The 15,623-nt window shown below is 71.3% G+C and carries 11 protein-coding genes and 1 pseudogene; 8 read left to right on the forward strand and 4 right to left on the reverse strand.

Annotated features, from left to right (window positions below):
• Positions 1 to 91 precede the first annotated feature (91 nt).
• Positions 92 to 1,216 (forward strand): lysylphosphatidylglycerol synthase transmembrane domain-containing protein, encoded by a 1,125-nt coding sequence (locus AB0B90_RS00815; RefSeq protein ID WP_362920096.1) that lies wholly within the window; start codon positions 92 to 94, stop codon positions 1,214 to 1,216.
• Here AB0B90_RS00815 and AB0B90_RS00820 read toward each other — a convergent pair.
• A pseudogene (locus AB0B90_RS00820) lies at positions 1,195 to 2,286 on the reverse strand (glycosyltransferase family 4 protein); the annotation flags it as partial. The gene AB0B90_RS00815 and the pseudogene AB0B90_RS00820 sit on opposite strands and share 22 nt — an antisense overlap.
• A complete protein-coding gene (locus AB0B90_RS00825; protein WP_350946463.1) occupies positions 2,287 to 3,180 on the reverse strand; it encodes a glycosyltransferase family 2 protein in 894 nt (297 codons plus the stop codon).
• Between the two features lie 410 nt (positions 3,181 to 3,590).
• On the opposite strand from AB0B90_RS00825, the gene AB0B90_RS00830 reads away from it, so the two are divergent.
• Together AB0B90_RS00830 and AB0B90_RS00835 are read left to right on the forward strand one after the other, a co-directional pair.
• Positions 3,591 to 3,995: a hypothetical protein gene (locus AB0B90_RS00830; protein WP_350946462.1), complete on the forward strand. Its 405-nt coding sequence runs from the start codon at positions 3,591 to 3,593 to the stop codon at positions 3,993 to 3,995.
• Entirely contained in the window at positions 3,988 to 4,416 is a 429-nt protein-coding gene (locus tag AB0B90_RS00835) for a hypothetical protein (RefSeq protein WP_362920098.1), read from the forward strand. The genes AB0B90_RS00830 and AB0B90_RS00835 overlap by 8 nt, the downstream gene beginning before the upstream one ends.
• 83 nt (positions 4,417 to 4,499) lie before the next feature.
• Here the strand turns inward: AB0B90_RS00835 and AB0B90_RS00840 are convergent, their stop codons facing one another.
• Positions 4,500 to 6,737: a hypothetical protein gene (locus AB0B90_RS00840; RefSeq protein ID WP_362920100.1), complete on the reverse strand. Its 2,238-nt coding sequence runs from the start codon at positions 6,735 to 6,737 to the stop codon at positions 4,500 to 4,502.
• Positions 6,738 to 6,940: 203 nt separating this feature from the next.
• Between AB0B90_RS00840 and AB0B90_RS00845 the strand changes: the two genes are divergently transcribed.
• The 5 genes from AB0B90_RS00845 (at position 6,941) to AB0B90_RS00865 (ending at position 14,495) form a co-directional block, all read left to right on the forward strand.
• Complete coding sequence (locus tag AB0B90_RS00845) at positions 6,941 to 8,398, forward strand: hypothetical protein (protein WP_362920102.1); 1,458 nt, start codon at positions 6,941 to 6,943, stop codon at positions 8,396 to 8,398.
• Positions 8,399 to 8,554: 156 nt separating this feature from the next.
• Positions 8,555 to 10,171: an LCP family protein gene (locus AB0B90_RS00850; RefSeq protein ID WP_350946458.1), complete on the forward strand. Its 1,617-nt coding sequence runs from the start codon at positions 8,555 to 8,557 to the stop codon at positions 10,169 to 10,171.
• A 247-nt stretch (positions 10,172 to 10,418) separates the two neighbouring features.
• Entirely contained in the window at positions 10,419 to 12,575 is a 2,157-nt protein-coding gene (locus AB0B90_RS00855; protein ID WP_362920104.1) for an acyltransferase family protein, read from the forward strand.
• 100 nt (positions 12,576 to 12,675) lie between these two features.
• The gene (locus tag AB0B90_RS00860; RefSeq protein WP_362920106.1) at positions 12,676 to 13,773 is read left to right on the forward strand and encodes a glycosyltransferase; all 1,098 of its coding nucleotides are present in this window, start codon (positions 12,676 to 12,678) and stop codon (positions 13,771 to 13,773) included.
• Positions 13,758 to 14,495 (forward strand): acetoacetate decarboxylase family protein, encoded by a 738-nt coding sequence (locus tag AB0B90_RS00865; protein ID WP_350946455.1) that lies wholly within the window; start codon positions 13,758 to 13,760, stop codon positions 14,493 to 14,495. Before AB0B90_RS00860 ends, AB0B90_RS00865 begins: the two co-directional genes overlap by 16 nt.
• 244 nt (positions 14,496 to 14,739) lie before the next feature.
• Here AB0B90_RS00865 and AB0B90_RS00870 read toward each other — a convergent pair whose 3' ends face one another.
• Positions 14,740 to 15,615 (reverse strand): sugar kinase, encoded by an 876-nt coding sequence (locus AB0B90_RS00870; RefSeq protein WP_362896368.1) that lies wholly within the window; start codon positions 15,613 to 15,615, stop codon positions 14,740 to 14,742.
• Positions 15,616 to 15,623: the final 8 nt, after the last annotated feature.

Genomic DNA, 15,623 nt, shown 5'->3' on the forward strand with positions numbered 1-15,623 from the left:
CGCGACTCCGCGACTTCGCACGACGCCGCCCAAGAGTACCGGTGACCCGCGACCCTACCGTCGGGTAAGCAGGCCGTCGTACCCTTGGCGGATGCTCAGCCGACTGCGGTCAAGCCGCCTCCTCCGGGTGCTGCTCGCGCTGGTCGCGGTGGGCTTCCTCGGGTACGGCCTGGTCAGGAACCGCGAGGAGACGACGGCCGCGATCTCCCAGCTGTCGTGGTGGTCCCTCGGCGGCTCCTACCTCTCGGTGATGGCCGGGATCGGCTTCATGGTGCTGGCCTGGCGGACGGTGCTGGCCGGGATGGGCTCGCCGCTCCCCCTCGGAAGCACCGCGAGGGTGTTCTTCGTCGGCCAGCTCGGCAAGTACGTGCCGGGCAGCGTCTGGGCGTACGCCGCGATGATGGAGCTCGGCCGCGACCACGACGTCCCGCCCCGGCGCATGTTCGGCTCCGTCTCCCTCGCCCTGCTGATCTCCCTGGGCTGCGCGCTCCTCGTCGCGGCGGTCACCCTGCGCGAGACCATGACCCAGGCGTGGTACCTGCTGGCGCTGATCCCGGTGATCGCCGTCTGCCTGCACCCGGCCGTGCTCACGTTCGGGCTCAACCTGGCCCTGCGGATCGCCCGCCAGGAGCCCCTCGGCCAGGGCCGGCTGCTCAGCGGCGGGGCGGTGCTCCTCGCGGTCGCCCTCACGGTCACCGGCTGGGTGGTGTACGGCGCCCACCTGCTGCTCCCCATGGCCGACCTGGGCGCCCGGGGCGACTCCCTCTATCCGGTGGCGGTCGGCGCCTACGCGCTCGCCTGGGCGACGGGCATCGTCACGGTGATCGTCCCCGCCGGGATCGGCGTCCGCGAGGGGGCGCTGGTGCTCGCCCTGGCACCGGTGCTCGACTCCCCCAGGGCGCTGGTGGCCGCGGTGGTGTCGAGGGTGATGTTCACCCTCGCCGACCTGAGCTGGGCCGGGATCGGCTTCCTGTGGGGACGTCTCTCCCGTCCCGGGGGTCAGCGCGAGGAACCCGGGCCCGCCTCCGAGACCGGACCGGGCTCCGGATCCGGGCCGTCAGCCGGGGCCGAGACCGGGTCAGGGCCGGGAGCCGGATCCGGCTCGGGGACCGGGACCGCGTCCGGGCTCGGGTCAGGACCGGCCTCCGTGCCGGGAGTCGGGGCCGCCTCCGAGACCGCGTCCGGAACGGCGTCCGAGACCAGCGCCTCGACGTAGGAGGCCCAGTAAGGCTCGGGGTCGACGGCCTTGACCCCCGCGCGGAGCCGCTCGGGCTCACCAGGCCGGTAGAACGCGGTCAGCGCGGCACGCAGGCCCTCCACCGAGCCCGGTTCGACCAGCAGCCCGTCCACCCCGTCGGTGACGTGGTCGCCGAGCGTGCCCACCCTGCTGGCGATGACCGGCACCCCGTGCTCGTGGCCGAGCCACACCTGCTGGCTCGCCGTCCCGCTCCGGTAGGGCAGGACGAGCGCGTCCACGTCCGCGAACAGCCCCGGCAGGTCGGCCGAGGCCACGTATCCCGGCCGCAGCTCCACCCGCCCGTCCAGCCCCAGCTCGGCGGCGAGCGCCCGGGTCGTCTCCTCAAGGCCGCCCCAGAACTCCCCGGCGACCCGCAGCGACACCCCGTCGGGCAGCGCGCGGATCAGCAGGTCAAGCCCCTTGTACGGCCTGACGAGCCCGAAGAACAGCAGCCTGTCGTGCACGCCCTCGGCCGGCCTGTGTCCGCTGTGTCCGCTGTGCCCGCCGTGCCTGTCGGCCCCCGACGGGAGGTGCGGCGCCATCTCGGCCACCCGCACCGGCGTGGCCGCCAGCTCGCGGGCCTTGCCCGCCTGCCCCTCCGAGTGGACGAGCACCGTGTCCACCCGGCGCAGCAGCGCCTTCATCAGCGGCGTGTCGTACGGCTTGCGTTCGTGCGGCAGGACGTTGTGGCAGAGCGCCACGACCCGGGTCCTGCGGTCCAGGCCGTACAGGATGCCCAGGTAGGGCGGGACCTGCACCGGGCTGAGGACGACGAGGACGACGAGGTCGGCGCTCCTGAGCCGCCGCCCGGCGCGGACCCAGCCGTCCGGACGGCGCCAGTCGAGGTCGCGCAGGACGTTCGGGAACGGCTCGCCGTCGGGCACCTCGACGGTCTGCCGCCCCGGATACAGGAAGGAGGGGTACTGCGCCCGCCACGACTCGATCACCACGTCGTGCCCCGCGGCCCGCAGCCGGTGTGCCAGCTCGGTGGTGTGCGCGGCCCCGCCGCCCTTGTAGGGGTACGTCGGCCCGATGACGGCGATCCGCATCTACTCGCTCCTGGAGCGCACGATGAGGTCGGCCAGCAGCGCCAGCGAGCCGATGAGCAGGCCGGACAGGAAGATCACGATGGTGTTGCTGGTCAGGTAGAACCCGTAGCGGACGATGTCGACGACGCCCTTGACCAGGCCGATGCCGACCAGCCAGAGTGCGGGCGGCATGAGGACCTTGAGCGGGTTGAAGTACATCACCATCCGCAGCACCTGCAGGATGTAGCGGTAGGCGTCGGAGACGAAGCTGAACTTGGACTTGCCGGCCCGCTTGCTGTAGCCGATCGGCAGGTAGTAGACGTCGTGCTGGTTCGACAGGAACGACAGCGTGATCGTCGTGACGCAGGAGAAGCCGGGGGGCAGCAGCCGCAGATAGGGCTTGGCGACCGACTTGCGGAACGCCCGCAGCCCGCTGTTGAGGTCGGGGATCTTCTGCCCGGCCAGCCGCTCGGCCACCTTGCGGATGAACCACTTGGCCGGGACCCGCAGAAACTTGTGCGAGCCCTCCTCGCTGGTCCGCGCGCCCACGACCTGGTCGATCGTCGGGTCCTTCTCCAGGATCTGGACGAGCTCGGGGATCCGCTCGTTCGGGTACGTCATGTCGGCGTCGGTCCACACGACGATCTCGCCGCGCGCCTCCTGCGTGCCGATCCTGCGCACCGTGCCGGAGCCGCCGTTGCGGTGGAAGGCCCTGATCCGCATGTTCGGGAACCTGGGCGCGGCCTCCTTCAGCCTCGCCAGGGTCTCGTCGGTGGAGAAGTCGTCGACGGCGACGAGTTCGTAGGTGTATCCGCTGTGGTCCATCGCCTCGCAGATGCGCTCGACCTCGGCGATGACGTGGTCCTGCTCGTTGTAACACGGCAGGACGATGGTCACGTACGGCGTTGCGTCCACGGCTGATCCACTCTCGGGCTCTCGGGCATGCTCTCGACGGGCGAGGATACTCTGCCCGGACAGGCCCCGAGCGCACATCGCCTTTCCGGGACACCCCCTCGGGACAGCCCTGCCGGGATCGCCGGAGAGGCTCCCCGCAGGAGGAACCGATGCCCCGGAGGTCGCATACCGCCCCCGCCCGTGCACGGTCGCCGCCGGTGGGCCCGGCCGGCGACGCGGTACGGACTACGCGGGCGGGAGCGCGGGACCCTTGGTCAACCGGAGAGCATCGACCGGTAAGAGTGATGACGACTCCAGGCCATGGCTTCGACCGTGCAGCAACAGGATGATTCCACCGCAACTCAACCGTTAATCACTTAAAGTATCGACCCGATTACGTTTAATGCGATCAAGCTCTACCATCCACGACCATGCGATGGTTCGGGCGACGCAAGAAGATCGCCGATGACGAAGTCCTCACCGAATACGGAGATCGGGAAAGGCCGGTCAAAGGCAAGCCGTTCAAGGACCGCCCTGTCAAACCGCACATCAAGAACGCGGTCTCACTCATGCGGGGCCGGCTTCCGGTGGACGAGGCCGTCGCCAACTTCCCCAACCGCCGAGCTGTCGCCCGCAAAGGTGAGGGGGTTCGACACACCACAGCGGGACGCCTCCGTGAGGCCAAATTTCGCGTCGAATACACTCCAAACCAGTGGAATCAGGTTCACGTCTCTGTCGAAAATCTGGACGCGAAGCGGGAATGGACTGATGATGACAGTGCCCGCTTCAACGAATGTTTCGGCGAGCCGATATGGAAGGAGAGCGGCGATGAGTGAGCAGATCCATCTGCGAATCGGCGCTGAACCATGGCTGCCGGCAGACACGGCGAAGCTCGACAAAGTCGTGAACCACTACGACGTTCCACTCGCCGGAATCATCCAGCAGCACCGGAAGTACTACCTCTTCGAGTGCCTGGACGGGCATGGAAGCGACTCGAACCTCTGGGCCTATGCCGAGATCAGCCGAAGTGAGCGCCGGGAGATACTGAGGACACGAGGAGCCGCCGAGTTCCAGAAACTGTTCACCAGGATCCTCAGGTCACGATCGTTCACCGCGGCGGTGGCCATCGACCACGGGCTGGAGATGGCCGCATTGGTGGAGCACCAGCGCGACCGCGCCCCGGTGAAAGCGGCGACGACGGCCATCAGCCTCAAGGCCGACTCCGTGCGCGCCATCGACGTGCTCGCCACCTGCTGATCGGAGTGGGGTGACAGCCGTCCTGTCGTCTCCCCCGCTCCGGCAGCAGCGCACTGCTAGCGCTTGATCGTCTCGATGACGGATCAGGTTCTCGGGTCCACCCACGGGACGGCCATCCAGACGTCGGCGGCGAGGGACCAGGTGCCGTTGGGCGGGGTGACGAGGGAACGGTCGTCCTGGCGGGTGCGGAGGTTCATGATGTGGACGGGGGCGCCGTATTGGGAGAGCTGGCGGGACTCGGCGGCGAGCAGGACCGGGGTACGGCCGACGGAGCGGACCCGGGCGGCCAGGCGGGCGACGTCGGCGGCCTTGGGAAGGTCGGAGCGATAGATGGTGAGCCTGGCTGCGGGAAGGCCGCAGACGCCCCGGACGACCTGGGTGAAGCGGGCGGCGGTGACGCGCTCGACGACGAGCACCGAGGCTCGGGGCGGGAGGGCCGCGCACATGGCCTCGACCGCGGCGAGCTCGTCGCGGTCGACCGGGCTGAACGCCGTCCCCCCCGAGGTGATCACCGGCGGGACGAGGAAGAGGACCGCGCCGACCGCGACGAGGCCCCTGCGCACGCCCTGGCCGTACCCCGACCTCCGCACCCTGTCACGCGTCCAGCCCAGGCCCCAGACGGCGAGCAGGATCAGGCCGGGGATGACGACGGGGACGAGCCGCCGGGCGGCCCACGGGTGGTCGGGGGTGATGCCCGGCCGGTAGAGCGTGGTGACCGTGGTCCAGCCGATCACGGCGAGCGGCAGCAGCCAGCCGGGCGCCGTCCCCCTGACGAGCCTGCGCGCGAGCACCGCCGCGGCGAGGGTGGCCATGATCGCCACGGGGAGTCCGACGTACCAGATCACCCAGTGCGCCGAGTTCTCGTAGTAGAGCCGGGAACCGTCGAGCGGCAGGCGCTCGACCCGCTGGACCCCCTCGATGAACTGCGCGGTCATCCGGTCGCCCGAGGTGACGGGGGGCCGGATCACGGTCTCCAGCCACGGCCGGGCGGCGAAGGCCGCCGCGACCAGCACCACCAGTCCGGCGGCGATCTCGGGCAGTCTCCCGATCCCGGCCATCCGCCGCAACGGCGCCGCGAGCCACGGGGCGAGCACCGCCGCCACCACGGTGAGGACCACGACCGCGCCGCAGACGGCGAGCAACGGGATCAGCGAGTCCGACAGGTATTTCAGGTACGGCCTGGACAGCAGGTAGGCGGCGGCCAGACCCAGCCCGGTCCCCACCGCGAGCCCGCCGAGCAGCGGCATGCCCAGCCGTCCCCCGTCGCGGTTCCCCGCCCGGCTCAGGGCGATGAGCAGCCCGGCGTAGACGAGCACCGGGAGCACGTCGCGCAGCCCGTCGATCCTGATCAGGATGGCCAGCCCGAACACCAGCCCCGCCAGGGCGGCGCCCGTTCGCGCCATGCCCTCGCCGGGGCCGGGGCCGGGGTTGAGGCCGGAGGCGAGGCCGAGGCCGAGGTCGGGGGCGGAGACGGGGTCGGAGGCGGAGACGGGGGTGGGGGTGGGGGTGGGGCTGAGGGCGGGGGTGAGGGGCATGTGCGGCGGGGCGCCGGCGCCGACGGTGTGGGAGCGGAGCCTCGCCTCGGCGTCGTACAGCAGCGCGAGACCGCCGAAGAGCAGGACGAGGGACGGGATCTCGCTGAAGGTCGTCCGCGAGGTGTAGAGGATCGGCAGGCAGACGGCGAAGACCAGCGCGGCGAGAGGTGCCCAGCGAGCCCCGGCGAGCCGGGCGACGACCCCCGCGAGGACGAGCACGGCCGCCGCTCCCAGCACCGGCGGTACCAGCAGCAACCCCGCGATGTCCCCCAGCCAGGCGCCCACCACGTGCAGCATCGGCGCGCCCGGCATGAACTGCGGTACGACCGCGCCGCCGGAGACGTAGAAGCCCACGCTGTCGAAGTGGAGCGCCGGGTCGGTGCCGCCGAAGGCCCAGTCCTGGAAGGGGATCGGCAGCGAGCCGTGCCTGGCCAGCCAGATGCCGTACTGCGCGTAGGTGGCGGGGTCGCGACGGACGATCAGCTGCTCGCCGTGGAGCAGGCCGTTGAAGATCCCGGAGGCGAGGGCGACGGCGACCACCCCGGTCACCTGCCAGGCGGTCGCCTCGACGATCTCCGGCAGGCGGCGCAGGCCGTACCGGCACAGCAGCGCGATGGCCACCAGCCCCAGCGGGACCGCGACGAGCGGCCGGAACCAGCCGAGCAGCAGCAGCGGCAGCCCTGCCAGCAGCCAGCCCGCCAGGACGAGCACGGGCACGACGGAGACCACGGCGAGCACCCTGCCCGCCGAGGGCCTGCGCGTACGGTCCAGCCAGCCGATGGTCATGATTCGAACCGAGCGTAGTGCCACTTCCCGCCCGCACCGGGCACGCCGGGCCCGGCCGGACACGCGTCCGGGCGGGCACCGGGTTTCCGGCGAGGCCCGACCGGGGCCGGGCGGGCACCGGATGCGCGGACACGAGGGCCGGTGCGAGCACGGAGCCGGGGGAGAGCCGGTAGCGTACGCGCAGCGTGCGAGGAGGGGGACGAGTGATCGGGTGGGTGCGGGGTGGTCGCGGGGGCGCGGGCGGTCGCGGGTTTCCTGAGCGCCGCGGGCTCCCCGGTCGCCGCCGGCTCACCGACCATCGCTGGTTCCTGGCCGTGCTCGGCGCGGGGATCGCGCTGCGGGTGATCACCATGCTCGGCTACCGGCCCGCGCTCTGGTTCCCCGACTCCTACACGTACGTCGTCACCGCGCTGAAACCCCGGCCCGACCTGGTCCGTCCCGCCGGATACCCGATGTTCATGCGACTGCTCGAACCGTTCCACGAGTTCGCCGTCGTCGTGGCGGCCCAGCACCTGCTGGGGCTGCTCGTCGGCGTGCTGGTCTATCTCACCGCGCGGCGGCTGCGGGCGCCGGGCTGGGCCGCGACGCTCGCGGCGGTCCCCTCCCTCCTGGACGCCTACCAGATCCAGCTGGAGCACCTGCTGGTCTCCGACACCCTGTTCGCGGTCCTGGTCGTGTCGGCGGCCTGCCTCGCCGTGCGCGACTCCGTCGGATGGCGTACGGCGTGCGGGATCGGACTGCTGCTCGCGGCGGCGACGCTGACGAGGACCGTCGGGCTGCCGCTGGTGGCGCTCTTCGCCGCCTGGCTGATCTTCAGGGAGCGGGGGCGGGTGCTCGCGGCCGGCGTGATGATCGCCGCCGCGACGGTGCCGATCGTGGGGTACGGGGCCTGGTTCTACGCGACGTACCAGCGGATCGGCATCGTGGGCGCGAACGGCGTCTTCCTGTACGGCAAGACGATGACCTTCGCCGACTGCGACGTGATGCGCCCGCCGCCCGACCTGGCGGTGCTCTGCGATCCCCGCCCGCCGCACCTGCGGCCTCCCGCACAGGAGTACGTCTGGGCGCAGGACTCCCCGCTGGTCAAACTGCCCGGCATCACCTTCACCCGGACGAACGACACGCTGGCCGGGCGGTTCGCGTCACTGGCGATCATGAGCCAGCCGCTGGACTATCTCGGTTCGGTCGCCTCGGAACTGGCCCGCTCGTTCACCGTGGGCCGCCCGGTCTACCCGGATCAGGAGATCTACGACTACTACCGGTTCCCCGCGACACCGCCCGCGCCGCCGGGACGCTATCCGGCGACGGTGGGCGCCGAGGCCGCGAAGCGCTACGAGCGGGGACCGATCTCCACCCGGATCGTCGAACCGTACGCGGGCTGGATCCGTACCTATCAGGGAGTCGCAGGACTGCCTGGCGCGGCTGTCCTGGTGATTCTCCTGCTGCCGCCCGCGGCGGCGTGTGTCCGGCGCTTCCGCCCGGAGTCCACGGCGTGGGCGCTGCCCTGGTCGGTGGCGGTGGTGCTGCTGGTGCTGCCGCCGGCGGTGGCGGAGTTCGACTACCGGTACGTCCTGCCGGCCGTGCCCGCCGCCTGCCTGGCAGCGGCACTTGCCGTACGTAAACCTAATTTCAGTAACATTCCTACTAATGTCCGTATTTGAGTATGCTGGCCGCCGGATCCAAACATGGCGGTTGTCAGGGGGCGGTCTTGGCCAAGTTCGCATCATCATGTCTCCTGGCGCGTATCTCGTGATCTACCCTTTGGGCTCGATGACCGAGCATGAGCACCGGACGACGCCGCCGAGCGGAAGGATCGCATGAGCGACCACCGGCAGGCGGCCGTCAGAGACCGCCGGAGCGAACCGACCTCCCCCGGCCACCGCGGACCGCGGCGCTCAAGAGGGGACGCCCCGCCCCAGGGTCCGCCGGGAGACCTCCCGCCGCCTCCGCAGGAGAAAGCACCGAGGGGCCGGGGCCGCAAGCAGCGGCGGCTCAGCATCGGCGCCTGGGCCGGCATCGCGGCGACCGGAGTACTGGTGCTCAGCACCCTCGGCGGCTACAAGGTCTACCGCGACACCCTCGGCGAGTTCCAGACCGTCGACCTCAGCGGCAAACTCGGCCAGAACCGGCCGGCTGCCGTGAAGGGCGCCCTCAACGTGCTGATCGTGGGCTCCGACACCCGCGAGGGCGACAACCTGAAGTACGGCCAGAAGATGGCCGACGCGGGCAAGCGCACCGACACGATCATCCTCATGCACATCGCCCCCGACCGGGACAAGGCGACCTTCATCAGCTTCCCCCGTGACTCGGTCGTCGAGATGCCCCCCTGCAAGTCGGAGACCGGCGCGCCGGTCGCGGCCCGCACCGAAATGATCAACGCCGCCTACAACGAGGGCGGCATCACCTGCACGATCACCACGATCGAGTCGCTCACCGACATCCGCATCGACCACTTCGTCGAGGTCGACTTCACCGGCTTCAAGAACATCGTGAACGCTCTCGGCGGCGTCAGGATCTGCCTGACCAAGCCGGTCGACGACAAGAAGTCCAAGCTCACCCTCCCCGCGGGCTGGCACCTCCTCGCGGGCGAGAAGGCGCTGGGCTACGTCCGGCTGCGCAACTACGGCGACGGCAGCGACATCGGCCGCATCAAGCGCCAGCAGGTCTTCCTCAGCCAGGTGGTGAAGAAGGCGACCAGCAGCGAGCTGCTGAGCGACCCCGCCAAGATGCTGAACTTCATCACCACCGCCGCCAAGTCCGTCCGGATGGACGAGGAACTGGCCAGGGACACCAACACCCTGCTCCAGATCGGGCAGAGCGCCCAGAAGCTGACCGCGAGCGGCGTCAAGCTGATCACCGTCCCGTGGGGCCCCCACCCCGACGACCCGAACCGGGTCGCCTGGGTGCAGCCGTACGCGAACCAGCTGTTCGCCGCGATCAAGAACGACACCGAGGTCACCCCGCCCCCCGACCCCAAGGCCAAGCCGGCCGTCAAGCGCGAGCAGGTCAGGCTCCAGGTCTTCAACGGCACGGACACGCCGAACAGGGCGAGGGAGGTCGCCGCAGAGCTGGCCGACCAGGGGTTCGTGGTCACCCATGTCGGCAACGCCCGCCCGGCGACCGCCAACGTGCCCACCACCACGGTGCGCTACGCCAAGAAGGACGCCGCCGACGGCGCCTCGTACGGCGACGCGGTGGCCGCCAGGCTCTCCGGCGACAAGCGGACCCCGGTCGCGGGCAAGGTCAAGCCGGTCACCACCGAGAAGTACGTCCCGGCCGTGGCGCCCCCGCCCACCCCGGAGGGCAAGGCTCCGACCGGGCCGGTCATCCAGCTCGTCATCGGCGCCGACTGGCCGGGCGTCCGCGCCCTCCCGAAGATCCCCGACGCCCTCACGGACAAGGTCGTCGACAGCAAGACCAACCCCTGCAGCTGAGACGCCTCCCCTCACCCCCGGCCGCCCCGAGGGCGCGGCCGGGCCCGTGACCCCGTGGACAGTCACGATTCCCCGAGAACCGTCCGAATCAAAGTGCATGCGTGCGACAGAGGGCGCACAGTCGGTTTAGGGTTGGTCAAGGCGGCGAGGCGAACACCTGCCCGCGTCCCCGACCCTTCCCCTGGGCGCCCCGCCGATCTGCCCGACACTTCCCCCGGTCTCCGACAGATAGCTGAGCCTCCCCCTCGTGAGCGACATCCGACCCTTCCAGGTGCCTGCCCCCCAGGACGACGGCGGTTCCGACCCCGGCTCCGGTGGGGCCAACGGCGGGCAGGGCAGGAGGTCCGCTCCGTGGCCCACGCCCGGCCAGGCGCAGGCGTCCGGTGGATCCCAGCCCTCGTGGCCGGAGCCACCGGGACCGGTCACCTCCGGCGGGGCGTCCCGGCGCGACATCGGGGACGGCCGCGAGGAGAGCCCCGGCGAGGTCACCGAGTGGGGGGGCTACCCGGCGTATCGCGAGCCCCACCCCGGCGGGACCCGTGCCGGCGGACCCTCCACCGGCGAATCCCACCCCGGCGGACCCCACTTCGGCGAGACCCACCCCGGCGAGCCTCGTCCCGGCGGGTCCCCCTTCGGTGAACCCCGGCCCGGCGGATCCCCGTTCGGCGAGTCCTACTTCGGCGAGCGTCCCGGCGGCCCCTCGTTCGGCGGGGCCCACGGCTCCCACGACCCGCTCGACCTGTCGAAGCCCCTCGCGCCCGAGCCGGTCGTCCAGGACCCCTCGTGGGACCGCGAGGAGCCCGGCTGGGCACAGGACGGCCCGTCGTGGACGCGGGAGTCACCGTGGGCACAGGAGACGCCGTCGTGGGCTGAGGGGCCCACCCCTCCGCAGGGCGCCCCCCGTGCGCCGTCCCCCCGGCCCGACTGGGCCCCGCCGCCCATGACACCGCGCGTCCCCGCGCCGGCCTCCCCACCGCCAGGAGCCGCGCACCCTCAGGATCCCGGCTGGACGCCCGATCCGGGGCGGCCCCGGTTCCCCGAGGAACCTGAGCTCTCCGGGCTTCCCGGACGTCCCAGGCTCCCCGGGGAGCCCCAGGCTCCCGTGCGGTTCCCGGACGCGGAGGCCCCGAGACCCCGGCAGGAGCCGCGAGCGTCCGGTGAACGCCCCTTCTCGTACTGGGAGAACACCGCCAGGGACGGCGGCCCCTCGTACTGGGAGAACACCACGAGGGACGGCGGTCCCTCGTTCTGGAACCAGGGACCGCGGGCCGAGCAGGAGCTGCGGGCGGAGCGTGAGCGCGAGACGGTCGCCGAGGAGGAGCCCCCGGCCCCTCCGGTCAAGAAGAAGCGCGAGCCGTACCTCGACAACGTGAAGTTCGTCCTGATCGCCCTGGTGGTGATGGGCCACTCGCTCGTCCCCACCCTGAAGGCGCACTCGTCGGAGGCCGCGTACCTGTTCATCTACACGTTCCACATGCCGGCGTTCGTGCTGATCAGCGGTTATCTGGGACGCAACTTCTGGAACTCCAACGCGAAGATCAACAAGCTGGTCGACACCCTGTTGATCCCGTACATCGTCGTGGAGATCGGTTACGCGCTGCTCCGCTACGGGCTCGGCCAGAAGTGGACGCTGACGATCATTGATCCGGCCTGGCTCAACTGGTACTTGGTCGCCCTTGTCCTCTGGCGGATCTCCACGCCCATCTGGACGCGGATGCGACAGCCCCTGCTGGTCGCGGTCGTCATCTACCTGGTCGCGGGCTTCTCGGAGATCTCCGGCGACTTCAGCATCGACCGCTTCTTCGGCCTGCTGCCGTTCTACGTGCTCGGCCTGCTGCTCAAGCCGGAGCACTTCGACCTGCTCAAGCCCCTCTGGGTCAAGATCACCTCAGCGGTCGTCCTCATCGGCGCCGCCGGGGTGGCGATCCTCATCGCGCCCCACGTCCCGCGCGCGCCGATCTACTTCCGCTACAGCTTCAAGGCGATGGACATGTCCTGGTGGCTGGGCCTCGGCGTGCGAGGCGCCCTGCTGATCGCGGCACTCGCCATGACGGTGGCGCTGCTCGCGCTGATCCCCCGGGGCGAGACCTGGTTCTCCGACCTCGGCACCCGCACCCTGTACGCCTACCTGCTCCACGGCGTCGTGGTGGTCATCGCCAAGGACCAGGGCTGGCTGAGCTTCCCCTGGCTGTACGGCCCGCTGGGCGTGGCGGCGATCGCGTCGAGCTCGCTCGCCCTCGCCATCGTGCTGTGCCTGCCCGAGACCCGCAAGCTCTTCAAGTGGATGCTCGAACCCCGGCTCGTATGGCTCTACCGCCGCCCCTCCCCTCCCCCCGCCGCTACCACCGCACCGGCCGAGGGCGCACCCGCCGCCAAGGAGAGTTCAGCCTCAGTTCCCCGCTGATTAACGCAACACATCCGGTGATGACGGAACGAACACTCAACATCGGGACATGCGGGTATGCGTCGCGACGATCGCTCATCACCCAGAGGACGCCAGGATCATGCATCGGCAGATCCGGGCGCTCCTCGACGCCGGGCATGAGATCACCTATGTCGCCCCCTTCACCGACTGCAACGTCACCCCGGATCCCGGTATCCGCGCGATCGACGTACCCCGGGCGATCCCCAACCGCCGCAGACGCGCGCTGAAGGCCGCGCGGGGGGCTCTCAAGCGCGGGGTGGAGGGCGCGGACCTGCTGGTCGTGCACGACAGGGAGCTGCTGTTCCGCCTGCCCAGGCACCGTCCCGTCACCGTCTGGGACGTGCGCGAGGACATCGGGGACGGCTGGGGCGGCTGGGGCGTGACCGCCGCGCTCGGCCTCACCCTCCCCGGCCACCTGAGCCGCGCCCTGCCCGCGCTCGCGCGCCGGATCGGGGCCTCCCCGGAGCACCGCCTGCACCTGATCCTGGCCGAGGAGTCCCACCGGGAACGGCTCTCCGGCCCCCACCAGGTCGTTCCCGACACCGCCTACGTCTCCCCGTGCCCGCCCGCGCCGCCCGGCGGGAACCGGGTGATCCACGTGGGCCACCTCTCCAGGGCCGGAGGCGTGGGCGAGCTGATCGAAGCGGCGAGGCGGCTGCTCCCGCACGGGATCAGGCTCGACCTGATCGGCTCCGCCGACGTCCGCGTCAGGCCGCTGCTGCGGGACGCGCAGCGGGAGGGCCTGCTCGACTGGTACGGCTACGTGCCCAACCGGCACGCGCTGCGGATGGCCGAGGGGGCGATCGCCGGCCTGTCGCTCCCGCACGACGCACCCGGCACCCGGCCCGTACCCGCCAAGATCATCGACTACATGTCCAAGGGGGTCCCCGTCGTCACCACCCCCCTGTCCGCCGCCGCGTCCATGGTCGAGAAGGTCGGGTGCGGCGTCGTCGTACCCTTCGGGGACGCCGAGGCGACGGTACGCGCGGTGCTGGCGCTGCGGGACGACCGGGAAGGGGCGGCCGAGATGGGAGCGCGCGGCCACGCCGAGGCCCTCGCCCGCCACAACTGGCCGGATCACGCGGGCGCCTTCGTCGGGCGGCTTGAGGAATGGGCCGGCAAACCAGTGACGTCCGGCCGGGAGATTGGTGTACTGGAGGCATGGCACGCCATCTGATCCAGGGGCGCGAGGTCACCATGCCGGTCCGCGTCCGCGACGTCATGGTCTGCAGCGCGTCCTACCTGGTCCGGGCGGACGCCGCGCGGGCCGTGATCGCCTACTCGCACCTGGACGTCGCCGAGGTGTTACCCCGCAAGGCCCTGTGCACGCTGGTGTTCGCCGACTACCGCGACGGTGATCTGGGCCGCTACCACGAGTTCGGTGTCGCCTTCCTGGCGAGGCCGCCCGGCGCGGGCCACGTTCCCGGCGGAGGGCTGCGCGCGAACCTGTCCGAGCTGCGCCGCACCGGCGCCGGGGCGTTCGTCCACTGGCTCCCGGTCGACCAGGACTTCACCTTGGAGGCGGGCCGCGCCATCTGGGGCTTCCCCAAGGAACTGGCCGACATCGACCTGCGGATCTCCTCCCCCTACAAGCGGTGCGTCCTGCGCAAGGACGGCCGCCTGGTGCTGGACCTGCTGATCAAACCCGGCGTCCCGGTGCCGGGCACCGGGATGATGACCGCCCTCGACGCCTACAGCCACCTGGACGGCGTCACCCGCCGCATCCCGTGGTCGCTCTCTCCCCGCGGGGTCCGCACGCGTCCCGGGGGCGCTCTCATCCGCCTGGGCAACCATCCGATCGCCAAGGAGCTGAGCGAGCTCGGTCTGCCCAAACGCGCCCTGATGACGAGCACGATCTCCCACCTGGCCATGACCCTCGGTGAGGCCAAGGAGCCCTGAGGCTCCTCGTGAGAGGCCCGGCCGGACAAGGCAAGGCACGTCCCGGCCCGGCGGAGCGCTCGGAGACCCTCCCCCGGCGAGAAATCGGGCACCGGACCAGGCATCGGGCCTCGAAAAGGCCCTGACCCGCCCGCGCACGGCGAGAAGCCGCGCGGATCGGCGGGTCAGATCCTGTCAAGGACCCTGCGGTCGGTCGGAGGTTGGGTCAGACCCCGCCCGGAGGCGCTCACCCACATCCTCACCGTCAGGTGTCGAGCTCCAGGAGGGGCAGTTCGGCCCTCGTCGGCAGGCCCTGCCAGTCACTCGGCCCCGACGAGGCGAAGGCCGCGAGCAGGCCGCCCCTGCGCAGCCGGTCGGCCGGGTGAAGACCTTCGAGCAGCGCGCTGAGATAGCCCGCGACGAAGGCGTCCCCCGCGCCGTTGGGGTCGACCACGGGCGCGGAGAGGCTCGCGGCGTCGTGGCGTACTCCGTCGACCCGCACGCTCGCCCCTCGTGCACCGCGCGTCACGATGACCTCGCGATCCCCGGTGAGCGCGGGCTTGACCAGGTCGAGCTCGCTCTGCCGGACGAACAGCACGTCGGCGGAGCAGGCCAGCACGCTGAGGATCTCCTCCGCCTCGCGCAGGTCGGGCCAGAGCTGGTCGTGGTAGTCGATCGCCACCGAGACCGCGACCCCGGCGGTCCGCGCGGCGCGTACGGCCGCGTGCATGGCGTCGCGCGCGCTCAGCGCGGCGGTGATCCCGCTCACGTGCAGGATGCGCGAGGCCGCGATCCGGTCCACGGGAACGTTCCCCTGGGCCAGCCTGACGCCGGTGCGGTAGTAGGTGACCCTCGCCGCCTGGCCGAGCCTCGACTCCTTCAGCAGGATCCCGGTCGGGGACCCCTCGTCCACCCTGGCGTCGGAGACGTCCACGCCCTCGCCGCGCAGCACGGTGAGGATCCTCGCTCCCAGCTCGTCGCCGCCGACCTTGCCCAGCCAGCCCACCCGGTGGCCGAGCCTGGACAGACCGACCGCGACGGTGAACTCGGCTCCGGCGACGTCCAGCCTGGCCTCGTGCTCGTGGCGGATCCGGCCGCTGGTGACGACGCCGAACGCCTCGCCGAGGGTGTATACGTCCACTGCTGATC

Origin of the sequence: Streptosporangium sp. NPDC049078 (genome assembly GCF_040648855.1) — a bacterium.
GTDB lineage: Bacteria > Actinomycetota > Actinomycetes > Streptosporangiales > Streptosporangiaceae > Streptosporangium.

Bases quoted from the DNA above. Each gene is read 5' to 3' on its own strand.
- AB0B90_RS00815 (WP_362920096.1), top strand. From the start codon at position 92: ATGCTCAGCCGACTGCGGTCAAGCCGCCTCCTCCGGGTGCTGCTCGCG.
- AB0B90_RS00830 (WP_350946462.1), top strand. From the start codon at position 3,591: ATGCGATGGTTCGGGCGACGCAAGAAGATCGCCGATGACGAAGTCCTC.
- AB0B90_RS00835 (WP_362920098.1), top strand. From the start codon at position 3,988: ATGAGTGAGCAGATCCATCTGCGAATCGGCGCTGAACCATGGCTGCCG.
- AB0B90_RS00840 (WP_362920100.1), bottom strand. From the start codon at position 6,737: ATGACCATCGGCTGGCTGGACCGTACGCGCAGGCCCTCGGCGGGCAGG.
- AB0B90_RS00850 (WP_350946458.1), top strand. From the start codon at position 8,555: ATGAGCGACCACCGGCAGGCGGCCGTCAGAGACCGCCGGAGCGAACCG.
- AB0B90_RS00860 (WP_362920106.1), top strand. From the start codon at position 12,676: ATGCATCGGCAGATCCGGGCGCTCCTCGACGCCGGGCATGAGATCACC.
- AB0B90_RS00865 (WP_350946455.1), top strand. From the start codon at position 13,758: ATGGCACGCCATCTGATCCAGGGGCGCGAGGTCACCATGCCGGTCCGC.